Origin of the sequence: Komagataeibacter sp. SM21 (genome assembly GCF_041402665.1) — a bacterium.
Taxonomy (GTDB): Bacteria; Pseudomonadota; Alphaproteobacteria; order Acetobacterales; family Acetobacteraceae; genus Komagataeibacter; species Komagataeibacter saccharivorans.
On the sequence record NZ_JBGLOV010000011.1, the window covers coordinates 106280 to 129297 of the forward strand.

Annotated in this window: 20 protein-coding genes; 13 read left to right on the forward strand and 7 right to left on the reverse strand. The window is 62.0% G+C overall.

Going from position 1 to position 23018, the window contains the following annotated elements; all coding sequences use genetic code 11:
- The first annotated feature begins 16 nt into the window (after positions 1 to 16).
- The 4 genes from ACBR42_RS11825 to ACBR42_RS11840 all read left to right on the forward strand — a co-directional run bounded on the left by ACBR42_RS11825 (position 17) and on the right by ACBR42_RS11840 (position 4163).
- Entirely contained in the window at positions 17 to 235 is a 219-nt protein-coding gene (locus ACBR42_RS11825; protein ID WP_102323964.1) for a hypothetical protein, read from the forward strand.
- A 56-nt stretch (positions 236 to 291) separates the two neighbouring features.
- The gene (locus ACBR42_RS11830) at positions 292 to 1470 is read left to right on the forward strand and encodes a sensor histidine kinase (RefSeq protein ID WP_371208148.1); all 1179 of its coding nucleotides are present in this window, start codon (positions 292 to 294) and stop codon (positions 1468 to 1470) included.
- Between the two features lie 265 nt (positions 1471 to 1735).
- Positions 1736 to 2746 carry an isopenicillin N synthase family dioxygenase gene (locus ACBR42_RS11835; protein ID WP_371208149.1) on the forward strand — a complete coding sequence of 337 codons (1011 nt, stop codon included), beginning with the start codon at positions 1736 to 1738 and terminating at the stop codon, positions 2744 to 2746.
- 46 nt (positions 2747 to 2792) lie between these two features.
- Complete coding sequence (locus tag ACBR42_RS11840) at positions 2793 to 4163, forward strand: amidohydrolase family protein (RefSeq protein ID WP_371208150.1); 1371 nt, start codon at positions 2793 to 2795, stop codon at positions 4161 to 4163.
- A gap of 11 nt (positions 4164 to 4174) precedes the next feature.
- On the opposite strand, the gene ACBR42_RS11845 is transcribed toward ACBR42_RS11840, so the two are convergent.
- Positions 4175 to 5080 carry a LysR family transcriptional regulator gene (locus tag ACBR42_RS11845; protein WP_102323960.1) on the reverse strand — a complete coding sequence of 302 codons (906 nt, stop codon included), beginning with the start codon at positions 5078 to 5080 and terminating at the stop codon, positions 4175 to 4177.
- 117 nt (positions 5081 to 5197) lie between these two features.
- On the opposite strand from ACBR42_RS11845, the gene ACBR42_RS11850 reads away from it, so the two are divergent.
- The 3 genes from ACBR42_RS11850 to ACBR42_RS11860 all read left to right on the forward strand — a co-directional run bounded on the left by ACBR42_RS11850 (position 5198) and on the right by ACBR42_RS11860 (position 10290).
- Positions 5198 to 6925 carry an NAD-dependent malic enzyme gene (locus ACBR42_RS11850; RefSeq protein ID WP_371208151.1) on the forward strand — a complete coding sequence of 576 codons (1728 nt, stop codon included), beginning with the start codon at positions 5198 to 5200 and terminating at the stop codon, positions 6923 to 6925.
- An 86-nt stretch (positions 6926 to 7011) separates the two neighbouring features.
- Positions 7012 to 9087 (forward strand): FUSC family protein, encoded by a 2076-nt coding sequence (locus ACBR42_RS11855; RefSeq protein WP_371208152.1) that lies wholly within the window; start codon positions 7012 to 7014, stop codon positions 9085 to 9087.
- A gap of 219 nt (positions 9088 to 9306) precedes the next feature.
- Positions 9307 to 10290 (forward strand): LysR family transcriptional regulator, encoded by a 984-nt coding sequence (locus tag ACBR42_RS11860; protein WP_110547760.1) that lies wholly within the window; start codon positions 9307 to 9309, stop codon positions 10288 to 10290.
- Here the strand turns inward: ACBR42_RS11860 and ACBR42_RS11865 are convergent.
- Together ACBR42_RS11865 and alr are read right to left on the reverse strand one after the other, a co-directional pair.
- Positions 10284 to 11540, reverse strand: coding sequence for a D-amino acid dehydrogenase (locus ACBR42_RS11865; protein ID WP_371208153.1), 1257 nt, complete (start codon positions 11538 to 11540; stop codon positions 10284 to 10286). The two genes, ACBR42_RS11860 and ACBR42_RS11865, sit on opposite strands and share 7 nt — an antisense overlap.
- A gap of 34 nt (positions 11541 to 11574) precedes the next feature.
- The gene (alr, locus tag ACBR42_RS11870; RefSeq protein WP_371208154.1) at positions 11575 to 12720 is read right to left on the reverse strand and encodes an alanine racemase; all 1146 of its coding nucleotides are present in this window, start codon (positions 12718 to 12720) and stop codon (positions 11575 to 11577) included.
- A gap of 140 nt (positions 12721 to 12860) precedes the next feature.
- On the opposite strand from alr, the gene ACBR42_RS11875 reads away from it, so the two are divergent.
- A complete protein-coding gene (locus ACBR42_RS11875; protein WP_102323954.1) occupies positions 12861 to 13304 on the forward strand; it encodes an Lrp/AsnC family transcriptional regulator in 444 nt (147 codons plus the stop codon).
- Between the two features lie 89 nt (positions 13305 to 13393).
- Here ACBR42_RS11875 and ACBR42_RS11880 read toward each other — a convergent pair whose 3' ends face one another.
- Positions 13394 to 14206, reverse strand: a complete 813-nt coding sequence (locus ACBR42_RS11880; RefSeq protein ID WP_102323953.1) for an MIP/aquaporin family protein — start codon at positions 14204 to 14206, stop codon at positions 13394 to 13396.
- 431 nt (positions 14207 to 14637) lie between these two features.
- On the opposite strand from ACBR42_RS11880, the gene glpD reads away from it, so the two are divergent.
- The 5 genes from glpD to ACBR42_RS11905 all read left to right on the forward strand — a co-directional run bounded on the left by glpD (position 14638) and on the right by ACBR42_RS11905 (position 20743).
- A complete protein-coding gene (glpD, locus tag ACBR42_RS11885; RefSeq protein ID WP_371208155.1) occupies positions 14638 to 16200 on the forward strand; it encodes a glycerol-3-phosphate dehydrogenase in 1563 nt (520 codons plus the stop codon).
- Positions 16201 to 16272: 72 nt separating this feature from the next.
- A complete protein-coding gene (gene glpK / locus ACBR42_RS11890; RefSeq protein ID WP_371208156.1) occupies positions 16273 to 17772 on the forward strand; it encodes a glycerol kinase GlpK in 1500 nt (499 codons plus the stop codon).
- 34 nt (positions 17773 to 17806) lie between these two features.
- Positions 17807 to 18793 (forward strand): class II fructose-bisphosphatase, encoded by a 987-nt coding sequence (glpX, locus tag ACBR42_RS11895; protein ID WP_102323950.1) that lies wholly within the window; start codon positions 17807 to 17809, stop codon positions 18791 to 18793.
- 51 nt (positions 18794 to 18844) lie between these two features.
- Positions 18845 to 19951: a class II fructose-bisphosphate aldolase gene (gene fbaA, locus ACBR42_RS11900; RefSeq protein ID WP_110547763.1), complete on the forward strand. Its 1107-nt coding sequence runs from the start codon at positions 18845 to 18847 to the stop codon at positions 19949 to 19951.
- A gap of 33 nt (positions 19952 to 19984) precedes the next feature.
- Entirely contained in the window at positions 19985 to 20743 is a 759-nt protein-coding gene (locus tag ACBR42_RS11905) for a DeoR/GlpR family DNA-binding transcription regulator (RefSeq protein ID WP_102323948.1), read from the forward strand.
- A 170-nt stretch (positions 20744 to 20913) separates the two neighbouring features.
- Here ACBR42_RS11905 and ACBR42_RS11910 read toward each other — a convergent pair whose 3' ends face one another.
- From ACBR42_RS11910 to ACBR42_RS11920, 3 genes are read right to left on the reverse strand one after another with little or no spacing between them, the layout of a single operon-like run.
- Entirely contained in the window at positions 20914 to 21324 is a 411-nt protein-coding gene (locus ACBR42_RS11910) for a ketosteroid isomerase-related protein (protein WP_110547764.1), read from the reverse strand.
- Positions 21325 to 21351: 27 nt separating this feature from the next.
- Complete coding sequence (locus ACBR42_RS11915; RefSeq protein WP_371208157.1) at positions 21352 to 22233, reverse strand: carbon-nitrogen hydrolase family protein; 882 nt, start codon at positions 22231 to 22233, stop codon at positions 21352 to 21354.
- Positions 22230 to 22865: a GNAT family N-acetyltransferase gene (locus ACBR42_RS11920; RefSeq protein WP_282760081.1), complete on the reverse strand. Its 636-nt coding sequence runs from the start codon at positions 22863 to 22865 to the stop codon at positions 22230 to 22232. The genes ACBR42_RS11915 and ACBR42_RS11920 overlap by 4 nt, the downstream gene beginning before the upstream one ends.
- Between the last annotated feature and the right edge of the window lie 153 nt (positions 22866 to 23018).

Consider the following 23018-nt stretch of genomic DNA (forward strand, 5'->3'; position numbering starts at 1 on the left):
CATGACCGACCGGAGCATGAAGACGCGGCTGCAGGGCCGGAAAGCGGACGACCGTTCAGCCCGGAAGCTGACGGACGGCGGCGGCAGGGACAGCGACAGGCGCTACGGCGCGATACGGGAAAAGGATCATGATTTAACCACCATTGTTTTTATTTTATGGTTATTGTCATTTAATTTAAAATTATTGAAACGTCAAATAATTCATAATTATATTAATTTTGCACTGCACAAATAATAACTTTATTTCAGTAATGCCGGGCTTTGCGTCGCCACGGCTTCATGGTATCGCCCATGCGTGCCATGGGGCATGCCCGTGATGGGGAGTATGATGTGACGACGCTGGTCGGGTTGGTTGCTGGGTTGGTGATGGGTGCGCTGGGAACCTATGGCGTCATGCGCCGGTACCACGCGGCGGGGCGGCTGCCCTATTATGCTGCCCGCTTGCAGGCCGATCCTGCATCCGGCACGGAAACGGACACGCTGGCGGTAGATGACCTGCCGGTGGCCCTGCTGGTTCTCGCACGCAGCGGGCGGCTGCTTCATGCCGGGGCGACCGCACAGGCCGAGTTTGCGGAAGGGCTGGGCACCATGATCCGCCACCCCGTGCTGCAACGCGCCATAAGTGAACTTCAGCCCGGCACTATCAGCCGGGTGCGGATCGAGACGGACGTACCCGTACGCCGCATTGTGGAAGCTTTCATCAAGGCGGGGCAGTGGCAGGGACAGCCCGCCTGTAGCGTCGCGCTGCTGGACGCCACCGCGCGGGAAGCGCTGGATCGCGCGCGCAGCGATTTCGTCGCCCATGCCAGCCATGAACTGCGCACCCCGCTGGCGGCCCTGCTCGGCTTTATCGAAACCCTGCAGGGGCCCGCGGCGAATGATACCGCGGCACGACAGAAGTTCCTTCCCATCATGGCGCGGCAGGCCGCGCGCATGCAGCGCCTGATTGACAGGCTGCTATATCTTTCGCGCGTGCAGATGCTCGAACACCAGCGCCCGCAGGGACAGATTTCCGTGCCGGAACTGTTTGGCCGCCTGAATGATGAACTGCAGGGCAGGCCGGCGGCGGACCGGGCCGATATCGTCATCCAGCCCGCGCCGGATGGCACGGTGCGCGGGGATGTGGACCAGATCGTGCAGGTGCTGCTCAACCTGTGTGAAAATGCCTGTCGCTATGGCCGCCCGCTTCCGCCCGCCGTGGCGCGCATCGAAATCGGCGCGCGCTGGCACGAAGGGGGCGGGCTTGACCTGTATGTGCGCGATAACGGGCCGGGGATCGAACCCCAGCATCTGCCCCGCCTGACCGAACGGTTCTACCGCGTGCCACCATCGGGCACGCGCAACGGCAACGATCAGGGCACGGGGCTGGGTCTGGCCATCGTTCGCCATATCGTGGACCGTCACGGCGGCAGGCTGGACATCTCCAGCACGCCGGGACAGGGCACATGCTGCACGGTCTGGCTGCCGTAACCGTATTCCGCCGATGGTGTTCATTACGTTTTTGGCTTGACCATCCACGCCCATCCATGATGTTCTTGGTGGGCGAGTAGAAGCGGTCTGGACCTGATCCTGGGCATTGCTCCACACAAATCTGTTTCTGATTGGTGGACTGCTGACATGCACGACATTCCCTGAAAAACAGACTTCTGTTTCCAGACCCTGAACCCGTTCGTGTTCAGGCTGCCGTGTCCTGTCCGCCATGTCATTCGGAAAATCTTCTGACCGGAGAACAAGCATGTCTCGCCCCGATATATCCACGCCATCCGCCTACGGGCTGGAAGAACTCAACCGTGAAGCCACGATCGGTGGGCAGGGAACCTGCGTCGATCGCGCCATTCCCCAGATCGACATGTCGGATTACGAAAACCGCAAGGCCGAGATTACCGATGCGCTGTGGGATGCGGCGACGCAGGTTGGCTTCTTTCAGGTACTGAACCACGGCATTGCCGAAGCGGATGTGGATGCAGCCTTCAGCGCCGCATGGAATTTTTTCGACCTGCCGATGGCGCAGAAGGAACACTACCTGCGCAAGGTCGGCTCCAATGCCGGGTGGGAATACCGTGCGCAGGTCCGCCCGTCCACCGGCACGCCGGATAACAAGGAATCCTACCAGATCACCATGTCGAGCATGGACAATATCTGGCCGGATGAAGCCATCCTGCCGGGATTTCAGGAACGCATGTGCCGGTTCGAGCGCCAGAACTGGGAACTGGGCATGAAAATCCTGTCCTGTTTTGCGGTCAGACTGGGGTTCGATGCGGATTTCTTTACCCACAACCATGATCCCGCTTCCGCGCATTACCAGAGTACGCTGCGGCTGATCCATTACATGAGCATGGAAAACGCCACGGACGCGGATTTCGAATTCTGGCGTGCGGGCGCGCATTCCGATTTCGACTGCCTGACCCTGCTGCACCAGCGACCGGGGCAGGGCGGCCTGCAGGTCTGTCCCGGCAAGGATGCGGACAATCCGGCATGGACCGACGTGCCCCCCGTGCGCGGCGCGGTGACATGCAATATCGGCGACATGCTGATGCGCTGGAGTGACGACCGCCTCAAATCCACCCTCCACCGCGTGCGCATGCCACGGCGGGACGAATATCTCGGCCCGCGCCTGTCGCTGCCTTTCTTCTGTCAGGCAAACCGGGATGCGATCATTCAGGGGCCGGAAAAGAAATACGAACCCATTACCGCACAGGCCTATCTGGATGAACGGATCAGGGCCAATTACACGCCGCGTGCGTGAAAGCAGGATACTGCCTCTGGCGTAATGGATCAGGACCCAGCCAATAATGAACCAGACCAATATCGTCATCCGCAACGCATCGGGCATTCTGACGGGACAGCGTGGCGCGCTGGCCCGCCGTAAGGGCGATGTGCATATACGCGACGGACTTATCGCCGCAATCGGTGCGATTGCACCCCAGCCAGATGAAATTACGGTGGATGCCCGTGGCGGTGTGATTACGCCGGGGCTGGTCTGCACGCATCACCATCTGTTCCAGACCATGCTCAAGGGGATTCCCTCGGCCATTGATGCCCCGCTGGAAACATGGCTCCGGCTTGTACCGTCAACTTACTGGAGCCGTATCGACGAAACCGCGCTGGCTACGGCGGCAACAGTCGGCATGGCGGAACTGCTGCTGTCAGGCTGTACCACGGTGGCGGACCACCACTACCTGTTTGCCGATACCTACCGTTATGACCCAGCCCACGTCCTGTTTGATACTGCCACCCGGATGGGCCTGCGTTTCGTGCTGGCGCGTGGCGGTACCACCCATAGCCGCAAGCTCGATACGGACGACATCATCCCCAGCCCGAACGAGGATCTGGACACGATGCTGCGGCGTGTATCGGATCTTGCCGCCCGGTATAACGATCCAGCACCCGATGCCATGCGGCGTGTCGCGCTGGCCCCTAACACCCCCACATGGGGCATGACGCCGGATGAACTGCGGGTATCGTCGCAGGCGGCGCGTGACATGGGGATCGGCATGCATTCCCACCTGTCGGAAACCACCAATTACGTCACCTTCTGCCGGGAACGATACGGCATGAGCCCCGTGCAGTTCGTGGCCGAACATGGCTGGACCGGCCCCGATGTGTGGTATGCGCATCTGGTCCATATGGACGAGGCGGAAATCGCCCTGCTGGCCCGGACCGGCACCGGCATGGCGCACTGTCCGCAAAGCAACTGCCGTCTGGGTTCGGGCATCGCCCCGGCCCCTGCGATGATGCGGGCCGGTGGGCGCGTATCGCTGGCGGTCGATGGTGCTGCTTCCAACGAGGCCTGTGACATGGGTGCTGAAATGCACGCGGCGTGGATGGTCCATCGCGCGGTCCATGGCCCTGCGGCCGTGACGTGCGAGGACGTGATCCACTGGGCCACGGCAGGCGGGGCGCAGGTGCTGGGGCTGGATGGAACCGGTACCGTGCGCGAAGGCATGGCGGCCGATCTGGTGGTGCATGGGCTGGACCGGCCCCGCCATGCGGGGCTGCATGATCCGCTGATTGCCCCTGTGGCATCAGGGGCTGCGGATGTGCGTCATGTCTTTACTGCCGGGCGGCATGTGGTGGTGGATGGCCACATTCCCGGTCTGGACATGCCTGCCCTCATGGCGCGGGCCGCCGATGTCGTGCGCGGGCTGGATGTGATGGGCTGAATTACGGGCGTTCAGGTGCCAAAATAGCTCTGGCGCAGTTCGCGCCGCACGAAGTCCAGAAAAAAGCGCGTGCGTGAGGGCAGATGCGCGCGGGATGGATAGACCGCATACAGGGTCACGTCCTCCCACGCGTAATTGCTCAGGCATTCGATCAGCCGTCCGCATTTCAGGTCATCGGCAATATCCCACAACACCTTCAGCGCGATGCCCCGGCCATTGACCGCCCAGTCATGCACCACTTCGCTGCTGGATGTGGCAAGGCGGGGGGTCACATGGATTTCCTTGCGGGCCTTGGCGTCGGAATATACCCATTCACTGAATATGCGCTGGCGGCGGATCAGGCAGATGCAGTCATGCTTGAGCAGGTCATGCGGCGTGGCGGGCAGGCCCTTGCGCGCGATGTAATCGGGTGATGCGCAGACCACGCGGCGGCTGTTGATGAGGCTGGTGGTCATGACCTCCTGATCCGAGGGCATGCCGGGGCGGATGGCGATGTCCAGCCCGTCATCAATCACATCCAGTCCCGCATCCGACAGGGTCAGGTGAACGGTCACATCCGGGTACTGCCCCACGAAGGCGGCCACGATGCCCGCCAGCATCTTGCGCCCGATTTCCGATGGCACGCCCACGCGCAGAAGTCCGTGCGGGATGCCGGCGCGCGCCGTCAGTTCGGCCTCCACCTCCTCGATTTCGCCGATGATGCGTACGGCATGTTCATGCAGGCGGTGCCCTTCCGCCGTCAGCGCGAAATGGCGCGATGTGCGTGTGACCAGACGGGTGCCCAGACGGAATTCCATCGCGCTGAGGCGTCGGCTCATCGCGGCGGGCGACATGCCCATGGCGCGCGCGCATCCCGCGATGCTTCCGGCGGCGGCAAGGATGCAGAAAAACTTCAGGTCACTGATCTCATCGGGCATAAGGCGTTCCATGATTGCGTCTGACGCACGGTTGGCGTGCAGCCACGTGCTCTACACGAAGATGTGCAGATCCGTATCCTGCGCTTCCTTCAACTATTATCGCAATATCGGGTTCTTATGTCGGATACAGTACAGTCCACAGGTAACGTTTCCCTCCATACGGCGCTGTCGGGCAGGGAACTTCTGGACTGCCCTGTTCTGAACAAGGGGAATGCGTTTGACGGGCGCGAACGTGACCTGTTCGGGCTGCATGGTCTTCTGCCCGCGCGTGTCGCGACACTGGCGGAACAGGTCGATCTGGCCCGTGCGCGGCTTGCCGCCCTGCCGGACAACTTTTCGCGACATGTTGCGCTGCGCGAAATCCAGGATCGCAATGAAACGCTTTTCTACGCCATTGTAGATCAGGCGCTGGAAGCATGGCTGCCCGTCATCTACACGCCCGCCATCGGTCAGGCCTGTATCCGCTTCAGCCATATCTGGACCCGCCCGCGCGGCCTGTTCCTCAGTTTCGAGGACCGGGGCCGGATCGCGGAAATCCTGTCCGCGCCGCAATGGGACAATGTGCGCGTGATCGTTGCAAGCGACGGCGGCAGCATCCTTGGCATTGGCGATCAGGGCGCCAACGGCATGGGCATTCCCATTGGCAAGCTGTCGCTTTACACCGCATGTGGCGGGCTGGACCCGGCCTGCGCGCTGCCCATCCTGCTTGATGTCGGCACTGATAACGCGACCCTGCTGGAAGACCCGGAATATATCGGCTGGCGGCACAGACGTGTGCGCGGGGCCGATTACGATGCGTTCATAGCTGAATTCGTTGCCGCCGTTCACGCGCGCTGGCCCAATGTCGCCCTGCATTGGGAAGACCTGTCGGGCGCCGACGCGCTGCGCATCCTGCGCCGTTACCGTGACCGGATGTGTACCTATAACGACGATATTCAGGGCACTGCCGCCGTAACTGCGGGTGCATTGCTGGCGGCGATCCGGGCCGGGGGCGCGCCGCTGGCGCAGCAGCGGATTGTCGTTTTCGGCGCGGGCGGCGCAGGCTGTGGCATTGCCGACCTGCTGGTGCAGATGATGGTGGCCGAAGGCATGGCGGCGGATGAAGCGAACCGGCGCTTCTTCATGGTCGATATCAACGGCCTTGTGCGCGAAGGCATGGCGGACGTGACCGAAGGCCAGCAGCCTTTTGCCCAGCCTGCTGACATTGCATCGGGCTGGACGGTCGCTGATCCCGCCCATATCACCCTGGCGGAGGTGATGGAGAATGTCCGTCCCACCATGCTGATCGGCACTTCAGGGCAGGGTGGCGCCTTTACCCGCGATATCGTGGCTCCGATGGCGCAGCAATCCGCACGGCCCGTCATTTTCGCGCTTTCCAACCCCACGGCCAATATCGAAGCCATGCCCGGCGACCTGCTGGAATGGACCGAAGGCCGCGCCATTATCGGCACGGGCGGTCCGTTCGCGCCGGTCAGCTATGACGGGCGCAGCCGTCCGGTGGACCAGATCAACAATTCATACGTGTTTCCCGGCGTGGGGCTGGCGGTGGTGGCAGGTGGCATCACGCGCATGACCGATGGCATGCTGCTGGCGGCGGCCCATGCGCTGGCAGGCCTGTCGCCTGCTGCGGACAGCGATGATCCGACCACGATCCCGCTGCTGCCCCCGGTTTCCGAACTGCGTACCGTCGCCATGGCCGTGGCACGCGCCGTCATCCGGCAGGGGCGGGCCGAAGGCGTCGCCCCGCCCGCATCGGACGATGCAACGGAAGCCGCACTGAAAGCAGCCGTATGGACCGCGCAGTACCGTCCCTATGAAAAGGCGGTGGGCGAAGTATCCCGCTAACCGGGCGGCGACTGGCCTGAAGGGCGGGATATTCCTGCCCTGCAGGAACGGTAACATGCCCGCCCACGCAAGACGGGCAGGAATATATGCATATTTCGCGCTTCGGCGGTGCGGCGATGGCGCGCGTGTACTGGCCCCTTAACCTGCGCGCCTTGCACTGGCTGTTCTGCCCTGCACCGCAGGCAGTGGCTTTTGCGCTGCGCAATACGATTGCATCGCTTGTCGCGCTGGCCATCGCATTGTGGATGGAACTGGACAGCCCGCAATGGTCGGTTGCGACCGTATGGTCCGTGGCCCAGCTTGGCCGTGGGGAAAGCATGTCCAAGGCGCGGTGGCGCATTGTCGGTACGCTGGTGGGGGCTGTGGCCGCCGTGGTGTTCATCGCCGCCTTTCCGCAGCAGGCATGGCTGTTTTTCCCGGCGGTGGCGATCTGGATCGGGCTGTGCAGTTTTCTGGCCACGTTCAGCCTGAATTTCCGCTCCTACGCATTCGTGCTGTCGGGTTATACGTGTTCCATCATCGCGGTGGCGGCGGCATCCCAGCCCGATAACGTCTTTTTCATCGGGATTTCGCGCGCGACCTATATCGTGCTGGGCGTGGTGTGCGAGGCAGTGATGGGCATGCTGTTCACGCTCAACCTCGCCACCCGTGCCCGCGGCATCATGGTTGCGCGGGTGGAAGACGTGCTGCACCGCCTGGGCGGGCTGCTGCGTGAAATCGTGCTGCATGAGCGCGACACGCTGCTCCATGCCGGTGAGTTTTCGGACATGCTGGTTTCGGTCCATCAGGGGCTTGAATTTCCCGCCATTGAAATGGGCCGTCACCTGCATGCGGGCGACCATGCGCGCGCGGTGCTGGCGGAAGTGTCAATTCTGGTCACCCGCCTTGTCGGCCTGTCAGGCGGGGCGGAACGCGCGGTACTGGCGGGGGATGATGCCTTTGCCGATACGCGCGGGCAACTCCTGCATCTGTGCGACCGGCTTGCAACCTGTCGGCTGAAGGGTGGAATGCTGGACGAACTGCGTGAACAGGTATCCCACCTGCATGCCCTGTTCGACCGGCGTGCGACGGATGGCATGCAGGAAATGGCCCGCATCACCCATGGGGTTCTGGGGGCCAGCATGGCGGATCTGGGGATCGCGCTTGACCACTGTCACGCCATTTTCAGCCCGCCGGCCCATGACCGTTTCCGCTTCCGTCTGGCGGGGCATAGGGACGTGCGGCTGGCTTTCTACAATGGCCTGCGCGGGGCTGCGGCCATCATGCTGGCGGCACTGGTATATGAACTGACCGCATGGCCCGGCGGCATGGGGTTCATTGCCATTACCACGCTGGTCTGTGGCCTGTTCGCCACGCGTGAAAACCCGGTGGTCGGTACGACCCGTTTCCTGTCAGGTGCTGTGTGGTCCGCCGTGGCGGCGGGCTGCCTTGATCTGGGGATACTGCCGTACCTGAGTGACTATGAGGAATTTGCCTTTGTGCTGGGTATTTTCCTGTTTGTAGGCGGACTGGCGAAGTGCAACCGGGGCACGGCGGGGGCTGCCGCCGCCTACGGGCTGCTCATGCCCAACCTGCTTATGCCCGGTAACCAGAGCCGGGTGGATGAGGTCGCCTTCCTCAACAGTGCGCTGCATACGGTACTGGCGGTCGGGCTGAGCGTTCTGGTGTTCCGGCTGGTCCTGCCATTTCGTGCCCGCGACGAGCGGTTGCGTTTCGGTGCGCATATCCGTGGGGAACTGCGGCGACTGTGCCTTGTGCCGCTTTCTCCCACGCCGCAATGGTGGATCGGCACCAGTCTGGACCGGATCGGGCGCATGGTGCGGCATGCGGCGCAGGAACATGACAGGACGGCAGGGGGTGGCATACGCCTTATGCTGATGTTTTCCGCCGTGGGACTGAATATCCTGCTGCTGCGCCAGCTCAAGCGGCAGCAGCGCGACGGCGCATCGGATGTGATAACCGTTCTGCTGCGCGCCCTTGTCCGTTACCGGCCCGTAAGCCCGCGCGGTATTGCCGTGGTGCGGGCGGCGCGCATGCGCATCGCCCGGATGGAACGTGCCGACCCCGGTAACGGCAGGCTGCTGGAAGTGCTGGCCTGTCTGGACGGGATTGGCCGGACCGCCACGGCGTGCATCGTCGCGATCGAAGCCGGGGTGGAGTAAATCGCGCCTGACCGTGTCATGAATGGCGCAACAGGGCGGGAGGGAAGGGGCCGTATTTCACGGTGCAGTCCCTCCCGCCCGGATCACGATACCGGGCAGCGGGAATTATCCGTTGATCGGGTGGGTCGATACCTTCATTTTGCGGATTGGTGAAATCCGGTTCTTTATGAATAGTCAGGCCGTTCCGGTCTGGTCCGCAAAACACAGAAGGCGCGCCGCATGAGAAAACGCTACGATCTCGATCTGTTGCGCAGCCTTCAGGTCCTGATTGAGGAAGAAGGCGTCTCCCACGCGGCACGCAGGCTGAAGATGAGTGAGGCCGCCATGAGCCGCAGCCTCGCCAAACTGCGCGTGATTTTTGGCGATCCGATCCTTGTGGCATCGGGACGGCGGATGGTGGCCACAACCTTCGCGCTGGGCATACGTGACCGGGTGCGTGCCTTGGTCGACGGGGCGGACTCGCTGCTTGAAGAACAGGAAACGCCCGACCTTGCCGGTCTGTCGCCCCATTTCACGCTGCGGGCCAATGATCTGATCGTGGGTGCGTTCGCCGCGGCTGTTCTTGCCGCCCTTAGGCAGGACTGCCCGGGCTGCACCCTGACTTTCGCGCCCGAGACCGATGATGAACCCAGCGATGACCTGCGCGAAGGCCGCGTTGACCTCTATCTGGGCGCATCGGATGACATGCGGCCCGAAATCCGGCGACAGAGCCTGTTTCCCACCAGTTTCCGCGCCCTGGTGCGTGCGGACCATCCCATCCTGTCCGAAGGGATCACACCGCAATCCATTGCACGCTACGAACATATAAGCGTATCGCGGCGGGGGCGGCTGCACGGACCGATTGATGCGGTACTGCGCGAGCAGTTCGGCCTGCGGCGGCGTGTGGTGATGGTGGTGCCTACCTATTACGCCATGGTCGAAACCCTGCGCATGACGGATATGATCCTGCCCCTGCCGGGTATCGCCATCGATTACCTGCCTATCCGGTCCATGCATCTGGCGGAGTTCGAATTTCCCTTCGACCTGCCCGTCGTGCACTCGTTTCAGGCATGGCATCCGCGCCGGGACAGCGACCCGGTCCACCGCTGGCTACGCGGGACGGTCTATCGTGTCGTGCGCCAGCGCGGGGAAGGACTGCCCGAAGGCTTTACCCCCGCCGCCGCCAGCGCGGCAGGGGAAGGGGCCGTGGTCTGGCCTTACTGACCGTAGCGCACGATTCCCAGATCCTCATGCGGGATTTCGGGCATGCGACCGGACATGATGTCGGCCAGCACGCGGCCCGAACCGCAGGCCATGGTCCAGCCCAGCGTGCCGTGACCGGTATTGAGGAACAGGTTATCATAGCGCGTGCGGCCAATGATGGGCGTGCCGTCCGGTGTCATGGGACGCAGGCCGGTCCAGAATTTCGCGCCGCCAATGTTGCCGCCGCCGGGGAACAGGTCCGTTACGGAATGTTCCAGCGTTTCGCGCCGGGGCGCGCGCAGGCTGGTGCTGAAGCCCGCCAGTTCCGCAGTACCCCCCACGCGGATACGGTCGCCAAGGCGGGTGATGCCGATCTTGAAGGTTTCGTCCATGATGGTGGAAACCGGGGCCTGCCTCTCGTTCACGATGTCGGCGGTGATGGAATAGCCCTTGACCGGATAGATCGGCAGGTCCAGCCCCAGACGGCGCACCAGCGCGGGTGAATAGCTGCCCAGCGACACGACATAGGAATCAGCCACCATCCGGCCGCGGCTGGTCTCGATACCGGTGATGCGACCGCCTTCCTCCGTCATGGTGCGGATGGCGGTATCATAATGGAAGGTGACGCCAGCTTCGGCCGCCATGGCGGCCAGACGCTGGGTGAACAGGAAGGCGTCGCCCGTTTCATCGCCGGGCAGGCGCAGGCCGCCAATGAATTTATGCGCGGTGGAAGCCAGACCCGGCTCGGCCCGGACGCAGCCTTCGCGCGTCAGGATCTCGTAAGGGACGTTGTACTGTTCCAGCACGCGGATATCGCCCGCGATGGCATCCATCTGCTTCTGGGTGCGGAAAAGCTGAAGCGTGCCCAACTGCCGGTCATCATACGCAATGCCCGTGCTGGCGCGCAGGTCGCGCATCATGTCGCGGCTGTATTCCGCAATACGGACCATGCGGCCTTTGTTGCGGTCATAGGCCGGGGTGGTGCAGTTTTCCAGCATCTGGACCAGCCATTTCCACAGCTGCGGATCAGGCATCGGCCAGAAAACGAAAGGCCGGTATTTCATCATCAGCCACTTCATGGCCTTGAACGGCACGCCCGGCCCAGCCCATGGGGAAGAATATCCCGGCGAGACCTGCCCCGCATTGGCGAAGCTGGTTTCAAGTCCGGCTTCGGGCTGGCGGTCGACTACCGTGACCTCGTGGCCGGCCTGCGCAAGATACCAAGCCGATGTCACACCGACGACACCGCTACCCAGAACGATGATTTTCATTACTCAGATGCCTTTTCTGGCGTGGGAAAACACATCACGCGGCCTGTGTCAGGTAAGCGCGATGGAAACGGGAGCCGAGTGCTGTCAGCACTTCGTAGCCGATGGTGCCGGCGGAATGCGCCACATCATCCACGCTGCGGCGGGGGCCGATCATGTCCACATGGGTTGCGGCATCAAGCATGGTTTCGGGCACGTCGCTTACGTCTACCGTGGTGGAATCCATGGAAATGCGGCCAAGGATGGGCAGCCGGTAATCGCCCAGCCAGGCGCAGCCACCGCCATCCGCGCCGTGGCGCAGGAAACCGTCGGCATAGCCAATGCCCAGTGTCGCAATCCGCCGTGGCCCGCTGGCCCGCCATGTCAGGCCATAGCCCACGGCGTCCCCGGCCGCGATGGTGCGGACCTGCACGATACGGGCGCACAGGCGCACGGTCGGGTGCAGCGGGTTGGGCATGTCCGCATTGGGGGCCAGTCCATACAGTGCGGCACCGGGACGCACGAGGTCAAAATGATAATCCGGCCCAAGGAAAATCCCCGATGAGGCCGAAAGGGCAAGATCGGCATCCGGCAGCCGGGCCGCCATGGCGCGCAGCCTGTCGCGCTGCATCGCATTGGCCGGGTTGGCGGGCGTATCGGCACAGGCGAGGTGACTCATGACCAGCCGCGTATCAATACCATCCAGCAGTGCGGGATTGCCCGATACAAGTGCCACGTCCGCTTCCGACAGGCCAAAGCGCGACATGCCGGTATCCACCTGAATGGCGGCGGGCAGGGCCGTTCCAACTGCAACTGCGCGAGCGCGCCAGCCTGCCATCTGTTCCAGACTGTTCAGCACGGGCAGCAGGTTATGGGCGGTGAATTCTCCCTCCGTCCCCGGCATGGGGCCGTGCAGGACGAATATCCGGCAGGTGGGGGAGACATGGGCGCGCAGCCGGATGCCTTCTTCCAGATGTGCGACAAAAAAGACCTTCGCCCCGGCCTGTTCCAGTACGGGTGCTACCCGGTCCGCGCCAAGTCCGTATGCATCGGCCTTGACCACGGCGGCGCAGGTGGCGGTTCCCGTACGGGCATTGAGCAGGCTGAAATTTGCTGCGATCGCGCCCAGACTGATTTCCAGTATCGCACCCGCGCCGGGTGCGGACCAGCCAGCCGTGGGCGTGGGGGAAGGCAGGTCAGGCATGCGGAAGATACTCCGGTAACGGTGTGGGGCAGGTTTGATCGTATGCATGTGACAACAGAATGTCCTGTCGTTTGACGCAATTCCATGCCATTATAAGAAGCGTCACGCAATTATATGCGAAAATAAGTGGAAAATTCACCATGCCATTCGATCGCCTGACCGAGGCCATCCTGCGTAACCTGCGTCATGACGGAAGGATGAGTAACGCGGATCTGGCGCAGCGGGTGGGGCTGTCGCCATCGGCGTGTCTGCGGCGTGTGCGCATGCTGGAAAAAGAAGGGGTCATCCGCGGCTATCGCGCGCTGGTGGATGAACGCTCGGTCCATGGCATGACCACGGTGATCGTGCAGATCACGCTTGAACGGCAGACGGAGGAATGCCTGCGTCGCTTCGAGGCCCGCGTACGTGAATGTCCCGATGTGCGTGAATGTTACCTGATGACCGGCGATGCGGACTATCTGGTGCGCGTGGAAGCCCGCGACGCCGCCGATTACGAACGCATCCACAAGGAAGAACTGTCGCGCATGCCGGGCGTGGCCCGGATACAGAGCAATTTCGCCATTCGCACCGTAGTCCAGCGTTAGACGCGCCGCCCGATCCCGGACCGCGCGGAACTGGCGACCAGCCGGACCGGAGGGAAACTGCCCCCGGTCCGGCATTGCCCGTGACCAGTTTACGGTGTGGGTGGTGTCGGCAGGGTTGTCTGGCGCGGGATGAATGGCCGGATCAGGAACTGGTAACCCCCGGCCCCCAACACGCCGCCACATACAGGCCCCGCGATTGGCACCCACCAGAAACTGCCCGGCGCGGGCAGGGCCGAACTGCCCCAGCCCATAAGGTAGCAGAACAGGCGCGGGCCGAAATCGCGCGCGGGATTGATCGCCCACGCTTCCAGATAGCCCGAACACGCGCCGATGCTGGCGACAAGCAGCCCGATGATCAGTGCGCTGGAATTGGCCTGCGGGGCGACGGTATTGTATTCGCATGTAATCGCGAAGATGCCGAACAGAAGCAGTCCGGTCAGGATCGTTTCATCCATGAAGGCATGCAGCGGGGTGATGAAATCACCCGCATGGGTAAAGAATACCCCTGCCGCCCCGCCATCGGCGCGCGCCACGCCCTGGATCTGGTTGTAATGGTCGATGACCGGCTGGTACAATGCGTAGACAAGTGCCGCCCCGATGAAACCGCCCAGCACCTGCGCCGCGCAGTAGGCGGGCACCTTGCGCCACGGAAAGTCCCGGTAAAGGGCAAGGGCGATGGACACGGCGGGATTGGCATGCGTGCCGGATACGCTGCCGGTTATGTAAATGGCGATGGTGACGCCCAGTCCCCACACGATACAGACGCCCCAATAGGAGAATTTGTACGGGCTGGGGTCATATAGCGTATACATGGCGGCCACGCTGTCGCCGACCATCACGATGATGATGACGGCAATGCATTCGGATATCAGTTCGCCAAGAAATTGTCGGTTCTTCAGCATTTCAACCCACTCTGATTATTTTTATCGTTTAATGGGAACAGCCATCCGGCCTGTGCCGGTGTTGAGCCAGTGTATGTTCTTAAACGAACATGGGCGCTCAGGGAATAGAAAGAATGGTCCCGGACGGCCTCTATTCTATGTTTTCACCGGTTTTCTGCTAATAAAAACGATCTGACAAAATAGAGAGGTCAGGCAACCCGCCTCGGGTCAGCACGTTGTCCGGGTGTGATGATTGGCGTTTCTGTGCGTTTTCGCACATGCACAAAAATCATCCGGTCCTGTAATTTCTGTTCTGTGGCGAATTTATGGCGTGTTTCTGTAATATTAATGTAAAATTTATTTCCTGTGACAGTCCTGACCAATGTGCGGTTCCCCTATTGAAATGCCCATAATGTTCGTTTACGAACATAGGCATCAGGAGGAACATCTACATGGCGTCCATGGACGAAACATTCCGCTCCCCCCCGGCGCAGGGTGGCCCGGTCGATCTGCTGGTCGTGGGCGGGGGGATCAATGGCACCGGCATCGCGCGTGACGCCGCGGGCCGTGGCGCATCCGTGGTTCTGGTGGAACAGGATGATCTGGCCAGCCATACCTCGTCCGCCAGCACCAAGCTGATCCATGGCGGCCTGCGTTATCTGGAATATTACGAATTCCGCCTTGTGCGCGAAGCGTTGATCGAACGTGAAAAGCTGCTGCGCATCGCACCGCACATCATCTGGCCGATGCGTTTCGTCCTGCCCTACACGCCGCAGGCCCGTCCGGCATGGATGCTGCGCCTGGGCCTGTTCCTTTACGATCACCTTGCCCCCAACATGACGCTGCCCAGGTGCAAGTCACTTGATTTCCGCACCAATTCGGCGGGCAGGCCGCTTAACGGCACGCTTGCGCGCGGTTTTGCCTATTCCGATGGATGGGTGCAGGACAGCCGTCTTGTTGTCCTCAACGCCATGGACGCGCAGGCGCGTGGTGCTGACATCCGTACACGTACCCGGCTAGTGAAGGCCCGTCGCGTGGACGGCGTGTGGGAAGCCGAAATCGAGGACACGCGCGATGGCAGCTGCACGACCCTGCGGGCCAGGGCGCTGGTCAATGCCGGTGGACCGTGGGTCAGCGAAGTGCTGCGTGAGCGCGCGCAGGTCAGTTCGACCAAGCAGGTGCGTCTGGTCAAGGGCAGCCATATCGTGGTGCCACGCCTGTTTGACGGGCCGCAGGCCTACATATTGCAGAACCCGGACAAGCGGATCGTTTTCGCCATTCCGTACGAGCAGGAATTCACCCTTATCGGCACGACCGACGTGCCGTGGACGCAGGCCCCCGGCCATGTGGAAATCTCGCCCGAGGAAATCACCTATCTGTGCGAAAGCGTCAGCCGGTATTTCACCAGATCCGTCTCGCCGGATGATGTGGTATGGAGCTACGCTGGCGTGCGCCCGCTTTATGATGATGCGGCAAAGAACGCTTCGGCAGTGACGCGCGATTACGTGCTGGATGTGGATACGCAGGGCGATCAGGCGCCGATGCTGTCCATTTTTGGCGGCAAGATCACCACATACCGTCGTCTGGCGGAACATGCGATCGAAAAGCTCCAGCCCTTCCTGCCGGTGCTGTCCGCGCCCGGCTGGACGGCGGACCGTGTGCTGCCCGGCGGCGATCTGGGGGAAGGCGGGTTCGACGCCGCCGTTGCCCGCCTGTCGGCGCGCGCACCGTTCCTTGATGCGAAGTCATGCTGGCGGCTGGTCCGCAATTACGGTTCCCGCGCCCATGACATCGTGGGCGATGCGCGCAGCCTGGCGGATATGGGCGAACAGTTCGGCGCGGGGCTGAGCGCGCGTGAGGTGGAATATCTGATTGCCAGTGAATGGGCGCAGACGACGCAGGACATCCTGTGGCGACGGTCCCGGCTGGGGCTGCATGTAACGGACGAGGACGCAGCCCGGCTTGACGCCTATCTGCGCGCCCGCCAGCCAAGGGCGGCGACAGCGGCTTCGTAAAACACGGGTCGCGTGTGTAAAAGACGCCTGCGGCCAGAACCCAGCATCCGCCCGCAGAGGCAGGAGACGATAATGAACAAGAAGAACAGAATTCTCGCCATCGATCAGGGAACGACCTCGACCCGCAGCATCGTGTTCGATCGTGACATCACCGCCCTGTCTGTCGCCCGCAGCGAATTCGCGCAGCATTATCCCAATCAGGGCTGGGTCGAACACGACCCGGAAGAAATCTGGTCCAATGTCCTGTCCACCGCGCGTGAGGTCATGGAAAAGGCGGGTGGCCCCGGTACGATTGCGGGTATCGGGATCACCAACCAGCGCGAAACCATTGTCATGTGGGATCGCAAGACGGGCAGGCCGGTCCATCGCGCCATCGTGTGGCAGGACCGCCGGACGGCGGCGGTATGCGCGCGCATGCGTGAACAGGGGCATGAAGACCTTGTGCGCGAACGCACGGGGCTGCTGCTGGACCCCTATTTTTCCGCAACCAAGATCGCGTGGATACTTGATAACGTGGAAGGCGCCCGCGCCCGCGCGGAGAAGGGCGAACTGGCCTGCGGCACGATCGACAGCTTCCTGCTGTGGCGGCTGACGGGTGGCCGTGTCCATGCGACCGACACGACCAATGCGTCGCGCACGCTGCTGTTCAACATCCATGCCTGCCAGTGGGATGACGAGATGCTGGCGCTGTTCAACGTGCCCCGCGCCATCCTGCCCGATGTGCGCACCAACAGCGAGATATTTGGCGAGACCGATCCCGACCTGTTTGGCGAACCGCTGAAGGTGGCGGGCATGGCGGGCGACCAGAACGCGGCCATGGTGGGACAGGCCTGCTTCAAGCCCGGCACGGCGAAGGCGACCTACGGCACGGGCTGCTTCGCGCTGCTCAATACCGGATCGAAGCCCGTCCGTTCGGAAAACCGCATGCTCACCACGATTGCATACCGTATCGGGGATGAGACGACCTATGCTCTGGAAGGGTCGATTTTCGTGGCGGGTGCGGCCATACGCTGGCTGCGCGACGGGCTGAACCTGATTACCCATGCCTCCCAGACCGATGACATGGCCACCCGCGTTCCCCATAGCCACGGCGTGTATATGGTGCCGGGTTTTGTAGGACTTGGCGCCCCCCACTGGGACCCCGATGCCCGTGGCCTTATCTGCGGGCTGACGCTGGATGCGACGGCGGCGCATATTGCCCGTGCGGCGCTGGAATCGGTTGCCTACCAGACGCTGGATCTGATGGACGCGATGCGGGAAGATGGGGGCGGCACGCTGAACGCACTGCGTGTTGATGGCGGAATGTCAGTCAATGACTGGTTCTGTCAGTTTCTTGCCGATATGCTGCTGACGCCGGTAGAACGCCCCCGGCAGGTTGAGACCACGGCGCTGGGCGCTGCCTTTCTGGCAGGGCTTGCAACAGGGGTATGGAGCAGCATACCCGAGCTGGAAGGGACATGGACCCGTGGGCATCTGTTCCGCCCGGCGATGGACAAGGCCCAGCGCGACACTATGGTAGCAGGGTGGCATGCGGCGGTGCGGCGTACGCTCAGTTCCACCGTAGCGGCGTAACCTTCGTATTCAGAAGACAGGAAAAGAGTGCTTCATGACTTCCTCACGGTATAATCCCTATCAGGTTACGGATCGCAATCTCGCTCTGGAACTGGTGCGCGTAACGGAAGCCGCGGCTGTTGCGGCGTCGGCATGGACGGGGCGCGGCCTCAAGAACGAAGCGGATGGCGCGGCGGTGGAAGCCATGCGGCGCGCCTTCGATACGGTCGCGATCGACGGCATGGTGGTGATTGGTGAGGGGGAAATGGACGAAGCCCCGATGCTGTTCATCGGGGAAAAGGTGGGCGCGGGCGGTCCCGGCATGGATATTGCCGTTGACCCGCTGGAAGGCACGAACCTGTGCGCCAAGAATCTGCCCAATGCACTGACTGTCGTGGCCCTGGCCGAAAGCGGCAACTTCCTGCATGCGCCTGACATCTATATGGAAAAGATCGTGGTTGGTCCCGCCCTGCCCGAAGGGGTGGTCGATCTGGACAACAGCATCGAGGCGAACCTGAAGGCACTGGCGCAGGCCAAGAAATGCGATGTGTCCGACCTGATGCTGTGTACCCTTGACCGTGAGCGTCATGCGGAACTGATCGCCCGCACGCGCGAAGCTGGCGCCCGTGTGACGCTGCTGAGCGACGGGGACGTGGCCGCCGCCATCGCAGCCTGCCTTGATGACAGCGGGATCGACATCTATGCCGGTTCCGGTGGCGCGCCGGAAGGCGTGCTGGCCGCTGCCGCCGTGCGCTGCGTGCAGGGGCAGATGCAGGGTCGCCTTCTGTTCGAGGATGACGGGCAGGTTGAACGCGCGCGCAAAATGAACCCCGGTGCCGATCCGTCCCGCAAGCTGGCGCTGGAAGACATGGCGCGGGGTGATGTGCTGTTTTCTGCCACGGGCGTAACCGGGGGCGCGCTGCTGCGTGGCATCCGCCGTTCGGGTGGTCGTACGGTCACGCATTCGCTGGTCATGCGGTCCAAGTCCGGCACGCTGCGGTTTGTCGAAGGCCATCACGACTACCATACCAAAACGTGGTAACAATCATTTCATCCGTTGCATAACAATAATAACAGGCAATAGGGAAACGACATGACCGACAAAGCAAGCCCGGCTTCCGCCCGCCTTGGCCTCCGGCCCGGTGTCGTGACCGGGGCGGATTATCGCCGCTTGGTTGAAACCTGCCGGGACGAGGGCTATGCCCTGCCTGCCGTCAACGTGGTTGGAACCGACAGCATCAACGCGGTGCTGGAAGCCGCCGCGCGCAACCGGGCGGATGTGATCATCCAGCTTTCCAACGGTGGTGCGCGTTTCTACGCGGGTGAGGGCATGAAGGACGCGCAGCAGGCCCGCGTGCTGGGGGCCGTGGCTGCGGCGCGTCATGTCCATACCGTTGCGGCGGCTTACGGCGTGTGCGTGATCCTGCATACCGATCATGCGGACCGTAAGCTGCTGCCATGGATTTCCGGCCTGATCGACGCCAGCGCTACAGCGGTGGAGGAGACGGGCAGCCCGCTGTTTTCCTCCCACATGATCGACCTGTCGGCTGAACCGCTGGACGATAATATTGCGGAATGCGCCAGCTTCCTGCGCCGTATGGCCCCGCTGGGTATCGGCCTTGAAATCGAACTGGGCGTCACAGGCGGGGAGGAGGACGGGGTCGGGCACGACCTCGACGATGGCGCGGATAACGCCCATCTCTATACCCAGCCCGAGGATGTCCTCAAGGCTTATGAGGCGCTTTCCCCGCTGGGTTTCGTGACCATTGCCGCATCCTTTGGCAATGTGCATGGCGTCTATGCGCCCGGTAATGTCAAATTACGCCCCGAAATCCTGCGCAACTCGCAGGAAGCGGTGGCGCGGGCGACCGGTGCGGGCGAAAAACCGCTGGCGCTGGTGTTCCATGGCGGTTCGGGATCGGAGCAGGCGAAGATTACCGAAGCCGTATCTTACGGTGTGTTCAAGATGAACATTGATACCGATATCCAGTTTGCATTCGCCAGCAGCATTGGCCGCTATGTTCAGGACCATGCGGAGGCATTCAGCCACCAGATCGCCCCATCAACGGGCAAGCCGACCAAGAAGCTGTATGACCCGCGCAAATGGCTACGTGTTGGGGAAACGGGTATCGTTGCACGGCTGGAGCAGGCTTTTGCGGATCTGGGTGCCACGGGACGCAGCGTGGCGCGTGCCGTATAGGATGCGCATGGCAGGAGTGGAGTAACACGCGTCGTGTCAGCAGAAGAACGCCACCGGGAAATTACGGCACTGGTGCGTACACAGGGTTACGTATCGAACGAGGAACTGGCCCAGCGGCTTGATGTTGCGGTCCAGACCATCCGGCGCGATGTCAACATGCTGGCCCGGCGCGGGCTGGTGGCCCGGCATCACGGCGGGGCCGGTCTTGCGTCCTCGGTCGAGAATATCGCCTATTCCGAACGTCAGGTCCTCAATCGCCGTGCGAAAGAAGCCATCGGGCATCTGGCCGCGCGGCATATTCCTGATAACTCATCGCTGTTCGTCAGTATAGGCACGACAACGGAAGCCTTTGCCAAGGCATTGCGGCGGCATAAGGCGCTGCGGGTCATTACCAACAACCTGCATGTGGCCAGTCCGTTATCCGCCCAGACCGATTTTCAGGTGATCGTGACGGGTGGGCTGGTGCGTTTTTACGATGGCGGCATTACCGGCTCCACTGCCAGCACCTTTATCGAACAGTACCGCACCGATTTTGCCGTGATCGGCATAAGCGGCATTGAGGAGGATGGCACGCTGCTGGATTTCGATGCGGACGAAATCAGCGTAACGCAGGCCATGATGCGCAATGCCAGACGTGTCTATCTTCTGGCCGACCAGACCAAATTCGGGCGCAGGCCCATGGGGCGGCTGGGGCATCTTTCCCATGTCCATGGTTTCTTCACGGACCGTCAGCCGTCGGAAAACATTACCGCCATGCTGAGGGAACACGGCGTGGAACTGCATGTAGCGTAAAGCGCGGATGGGCAGGCGATAGAGTAATCAGGTAGAAAATAGGAAAAGTTTCTGGGTGTCGCCTTTTTGAAAAAAGCTTCACCAGAAACTTCCTTATGATCTCAAACAGGTTGATATGAAGGGCATCCGTAATGGAATACCCTTCATTCCATATCGTATTATATCCGAAATTATCGGGAAACCTGCTCAATCCAGTCAGTCAGGTTATAGTAATTGGAAATACGCGATACTTTATTGTCTGTTACGGTAAAAAACGCGCCCGCTGGCAGCACGTAGGTCTGGCCCGCAGCCTGCGGCAGGCCGTCATCCGTGCTGAGATATTCGCCATGCACCATGAATTCAGCCGCTGCCCGACTGCCATCCGGGTTCACCATAATGACGATATCCTTGATGGTTTCCTTGTAATGGGCATCCATCTTTTTCAGGAAGGTGCGGAATTTCTCCACACCAGTCTCCCGACCACCCTGATTGATGTCGTGTTCAACCTGATCGCTCAGCAGGGCGAGGAACGCATCATGGTCACCGTCATTGAAAGCCTGATAGTAGGACGCGATCAGTGCGCGTGTAGCTTCAGCGGACATGGGTTTCTCCAGTATCGGGAATATGTATCAGACAAAGGGAAGGGCGGTTGCGGTCGCTACGGATCGCGGCCAGTCGCGGCAGTTCCTTACGGCCCCGTTGGTACGGACTTCTTCCAGTGCATCGGGCGACAGCGTGGCAAACGCCCAGTCGTCCATGTCGGGCCTGCCTTCCGCAATGATGCCATCGGCGGGGAAACCACGGTCCATGGGGCCATAAATGCCGGCAATACCCCGGTTTTCGTCCAGCGTGGCAAGCCATGGCGCCATGCCTACGGTCGGTGATACGGCGGTAAAGCACTGGTTTTCCAGCGCACGGGCGCGGGCGGAAATCCTTACGCGATTGAACCCGTGCATCGTGTCGGTGCAGGTGGGAACCAGAAGCAGCCAGACGCCTGCCTCGATCTGGCTGCGGGCCAGGGCGGGGAATTCGGAATCATAGCATATGCTGGTGCCGATCCGGCCCCATGGCGTTTCGAAAAAACCGGGCGAACGGCCACTTTTTACATCCCAGCTTTCCGTTTCAAAGCGCGTCATGACATGCTTGTCCTGAAACGCATGGCGTCCGTCCGGGGCAATCAGGGGCGCGCGGTTATGAATGCGCCCCGATGCGTCAGCACACGGCAGGGTGCCGGGCATGAGCCAGACATTGTGCCTGCGCGCGGCCTGACACATGATATGCAGGATTTCGGCGCTGTGGTCGCATACGGCGTGCAGTTCCGTTGTGGCGTCGGCCTGCGTGGTTGCAAACGCGGCAGCGACTTCCATGCAACTGTATTCGGGCAGTAAAAGCAGATCGGCCTGTGCCGCACCCGCGGCGGTAACACGGTCCAGATGGGCCGCATAATCATCAAGGCTGCGGCACTGTTCCACCTGCCATGAATGCGTGCCCAGACGCAGGGGAGATGTCATGCGGGTATTCCAGTCAACAAAGTATCGGGGATGGCGGTATCGCGTAGCGGCCTGATCCAGAAATCCAGTTGGTGCGGGCTTTCTTCCGTGGCCCCCACATCGCGCCAGTCCAGCGAACATGAAACGGCGGGCAGGGGGGTGAAGCCCCGATCAGCCCAGAACTTATGCAGTGGACGGAACGATGCCGGGCGGGCAGGGTGATCTTCCGGCCTGCGGACCGCGCAGAAAACGGCAAACTCCGCCTTCATGCGGCGGGCCTGCCGTTCCCGTTCGGCAAAGAAGCGCTTGCCCAGCCCATGTCCCCGCCACTGTGGCAGCACCACGGATTCCCCAAAATAGAAAAACCGTTCCAGATCCAGTCCCCGTTGTGCAAACGGGGCGCGGATTTCGGCCACTTCATCCTTCAGCGGCAGGCAGGTCGATGCCCCCACAATCTGTGATTCATGGCGTGCGACGATAATGGCGGTGCCGGAACTGCCCACATAGGGGGCCAGATAGGCTTCCTCATACACCGGGTCATCCCCGGCGTAGAGGTAAGGCCATTCACGGAACACCGCGATACGCAGGCGGGCGAGAGCGGGAATGATCCCGGCTATCGCCGCCCCGGTTATGGTTTCAACACTCAGCGACATCGGACCCTGTGGTGCGTTTTTGCTCAGTAGATCGGGAACCGCGCACACAGCGCCTTGACGCGCGCATGGACGGCCTGTTCCGTGGCGGGGCAGCCTTCGCCGCCTTCACGGGCAAGGGCGGTGAGGACCTCATCGATCATGAGGCCGACTTCC

Bases quoted from the DNA above. Each gene is read 5' to 3' on its own strand.
- ACBR42_RS11825 (WP_102323964.1), top strand. From the start codon at position 17: ATGAAGACGCGGCTGCAGGGCCGGAAAGCGGACGACCGTTCAGCCCGG.
- ACBR42_RS11830 (WP_371208148.1), top strand. From the start codon at position 292: ATGCGTGCCATGGGGCATGCCCGTGATGGGGAGTATGATGTGACGACG.
- ACBR42_RS11835 (WP_371208149.1), top strand. From the start codon at position 1,736: ATGTCTCGCCCCGATATATCCACGCCATCCGCCTACGGGCTGGAAGAA.
- ACBR42_RS11840 (WP_371208150.1), top strand. From the start codon at position 2,793: ATGAACCAGACCAATATCGTCATCCGCAACGCATCGGGCATTCTGACG.
- ACBR42_RS11845 (WP_102323960.1), bottom strand. From the start codon at position 5,080: ATGCCCGATGAGATCAGTGACCTGAAGTTTTTCTGCATCCTTGCCGCC.
- ACBR42_RS11850 (WP_371208151.1), top strand. From the start codon at position 5,198: ATGTCGGATACAGTACAGTCCACAGGTAACGTTTCCCTCCATACGGCG.
- ACBR42_RS11855 (WP_371208152.1), top strand. From the start codon at position 7,012: ATGCATATTTCGCGCTTCGGCGGTGCGGCGATGGCGCGCGTGTACTGG.
- ACBR42_RS11860 (WP_110547760.1), top strand. From the start codon at position 9,307: ATGAGAAAACGCTACGATCTCGATCTGTTGCGCAGCCTTCAGGTCCTG.
- ACBR42_RS11865 (WP_371208153.1), bottom strand. From the start codon at position 11,540: ATGAAAATCATCGTTCTGGGTAGCGGTGTCGTCGGTGTGACATCGGCT.
- alr (WP_371208154.1), bottom strand. From the start codon at position 12,720: ATGCCTGACCTGCCTTCCCCCACGCCCACGGCTGGCTGGTCCGCACCC.
- ACBR42_RS11875 (WP_102323954.1), top strand. From the start codon at position 12,861: ATGCCATTCGATCGCCTGACCGAGGCCATCCTGCGTAACCTGCGTCAT.
- ACBR42_RS11880 (WP_102323953.1), bottom strand. From the start codon at position 14,206: ATGCTGAAGAACCGACAATTTCTTGGCGAACTGATATCCGAATGCATT.
- glpD (WP_371208155.1), top strand. From the start codon at position 14,638: ATGGCGTCCATGGACGAAACATTCCGCTCCCCCCCGGCGCAGGGTGGC.
- glpK (WP_371208156.1), top strand. From the start codon at position 16,273: ATGAACAAGAAGAACAGAATTCTCGCCATCGATCAGGGAACGACCTCG.
- glpX (WP_102323950.1), top strand. From the start codon at position 17,807: ATGACTTCCTCACGGTATAATCCCTATCAGGTTACGGATCGCAATCTC.
- fbaA (WP_110547763.1), top strand. From the start codon at position 18,845: ATGACCGACAAAGCAAGCCCGGCTTCCGCCCGCCTTGGCCTCCGGCCC.
- ACBR42_RS11910 (WP_110547764.1), bottom strand. From the start codon at position 21,324: ATGTCCGCTGAAGCTACACGCGCACTGATCGCGTCCTACTATCAGGCT.
- ACBR42_RS11915 (WP_371208157.1), bottom strand. From the start codon at position 22,233: ATGACATCTCCCCTGCGTCTGGGCACGCATTCATGGCAGGTGGAACAG.
- ACBR42_RS11920 (WP_282760081.1), bottom strand. From the start codon at position 22,865: ATGTCGCTGAGTGTTGAAACCATAACCGGGGCGGCGATAGCCGGGATC.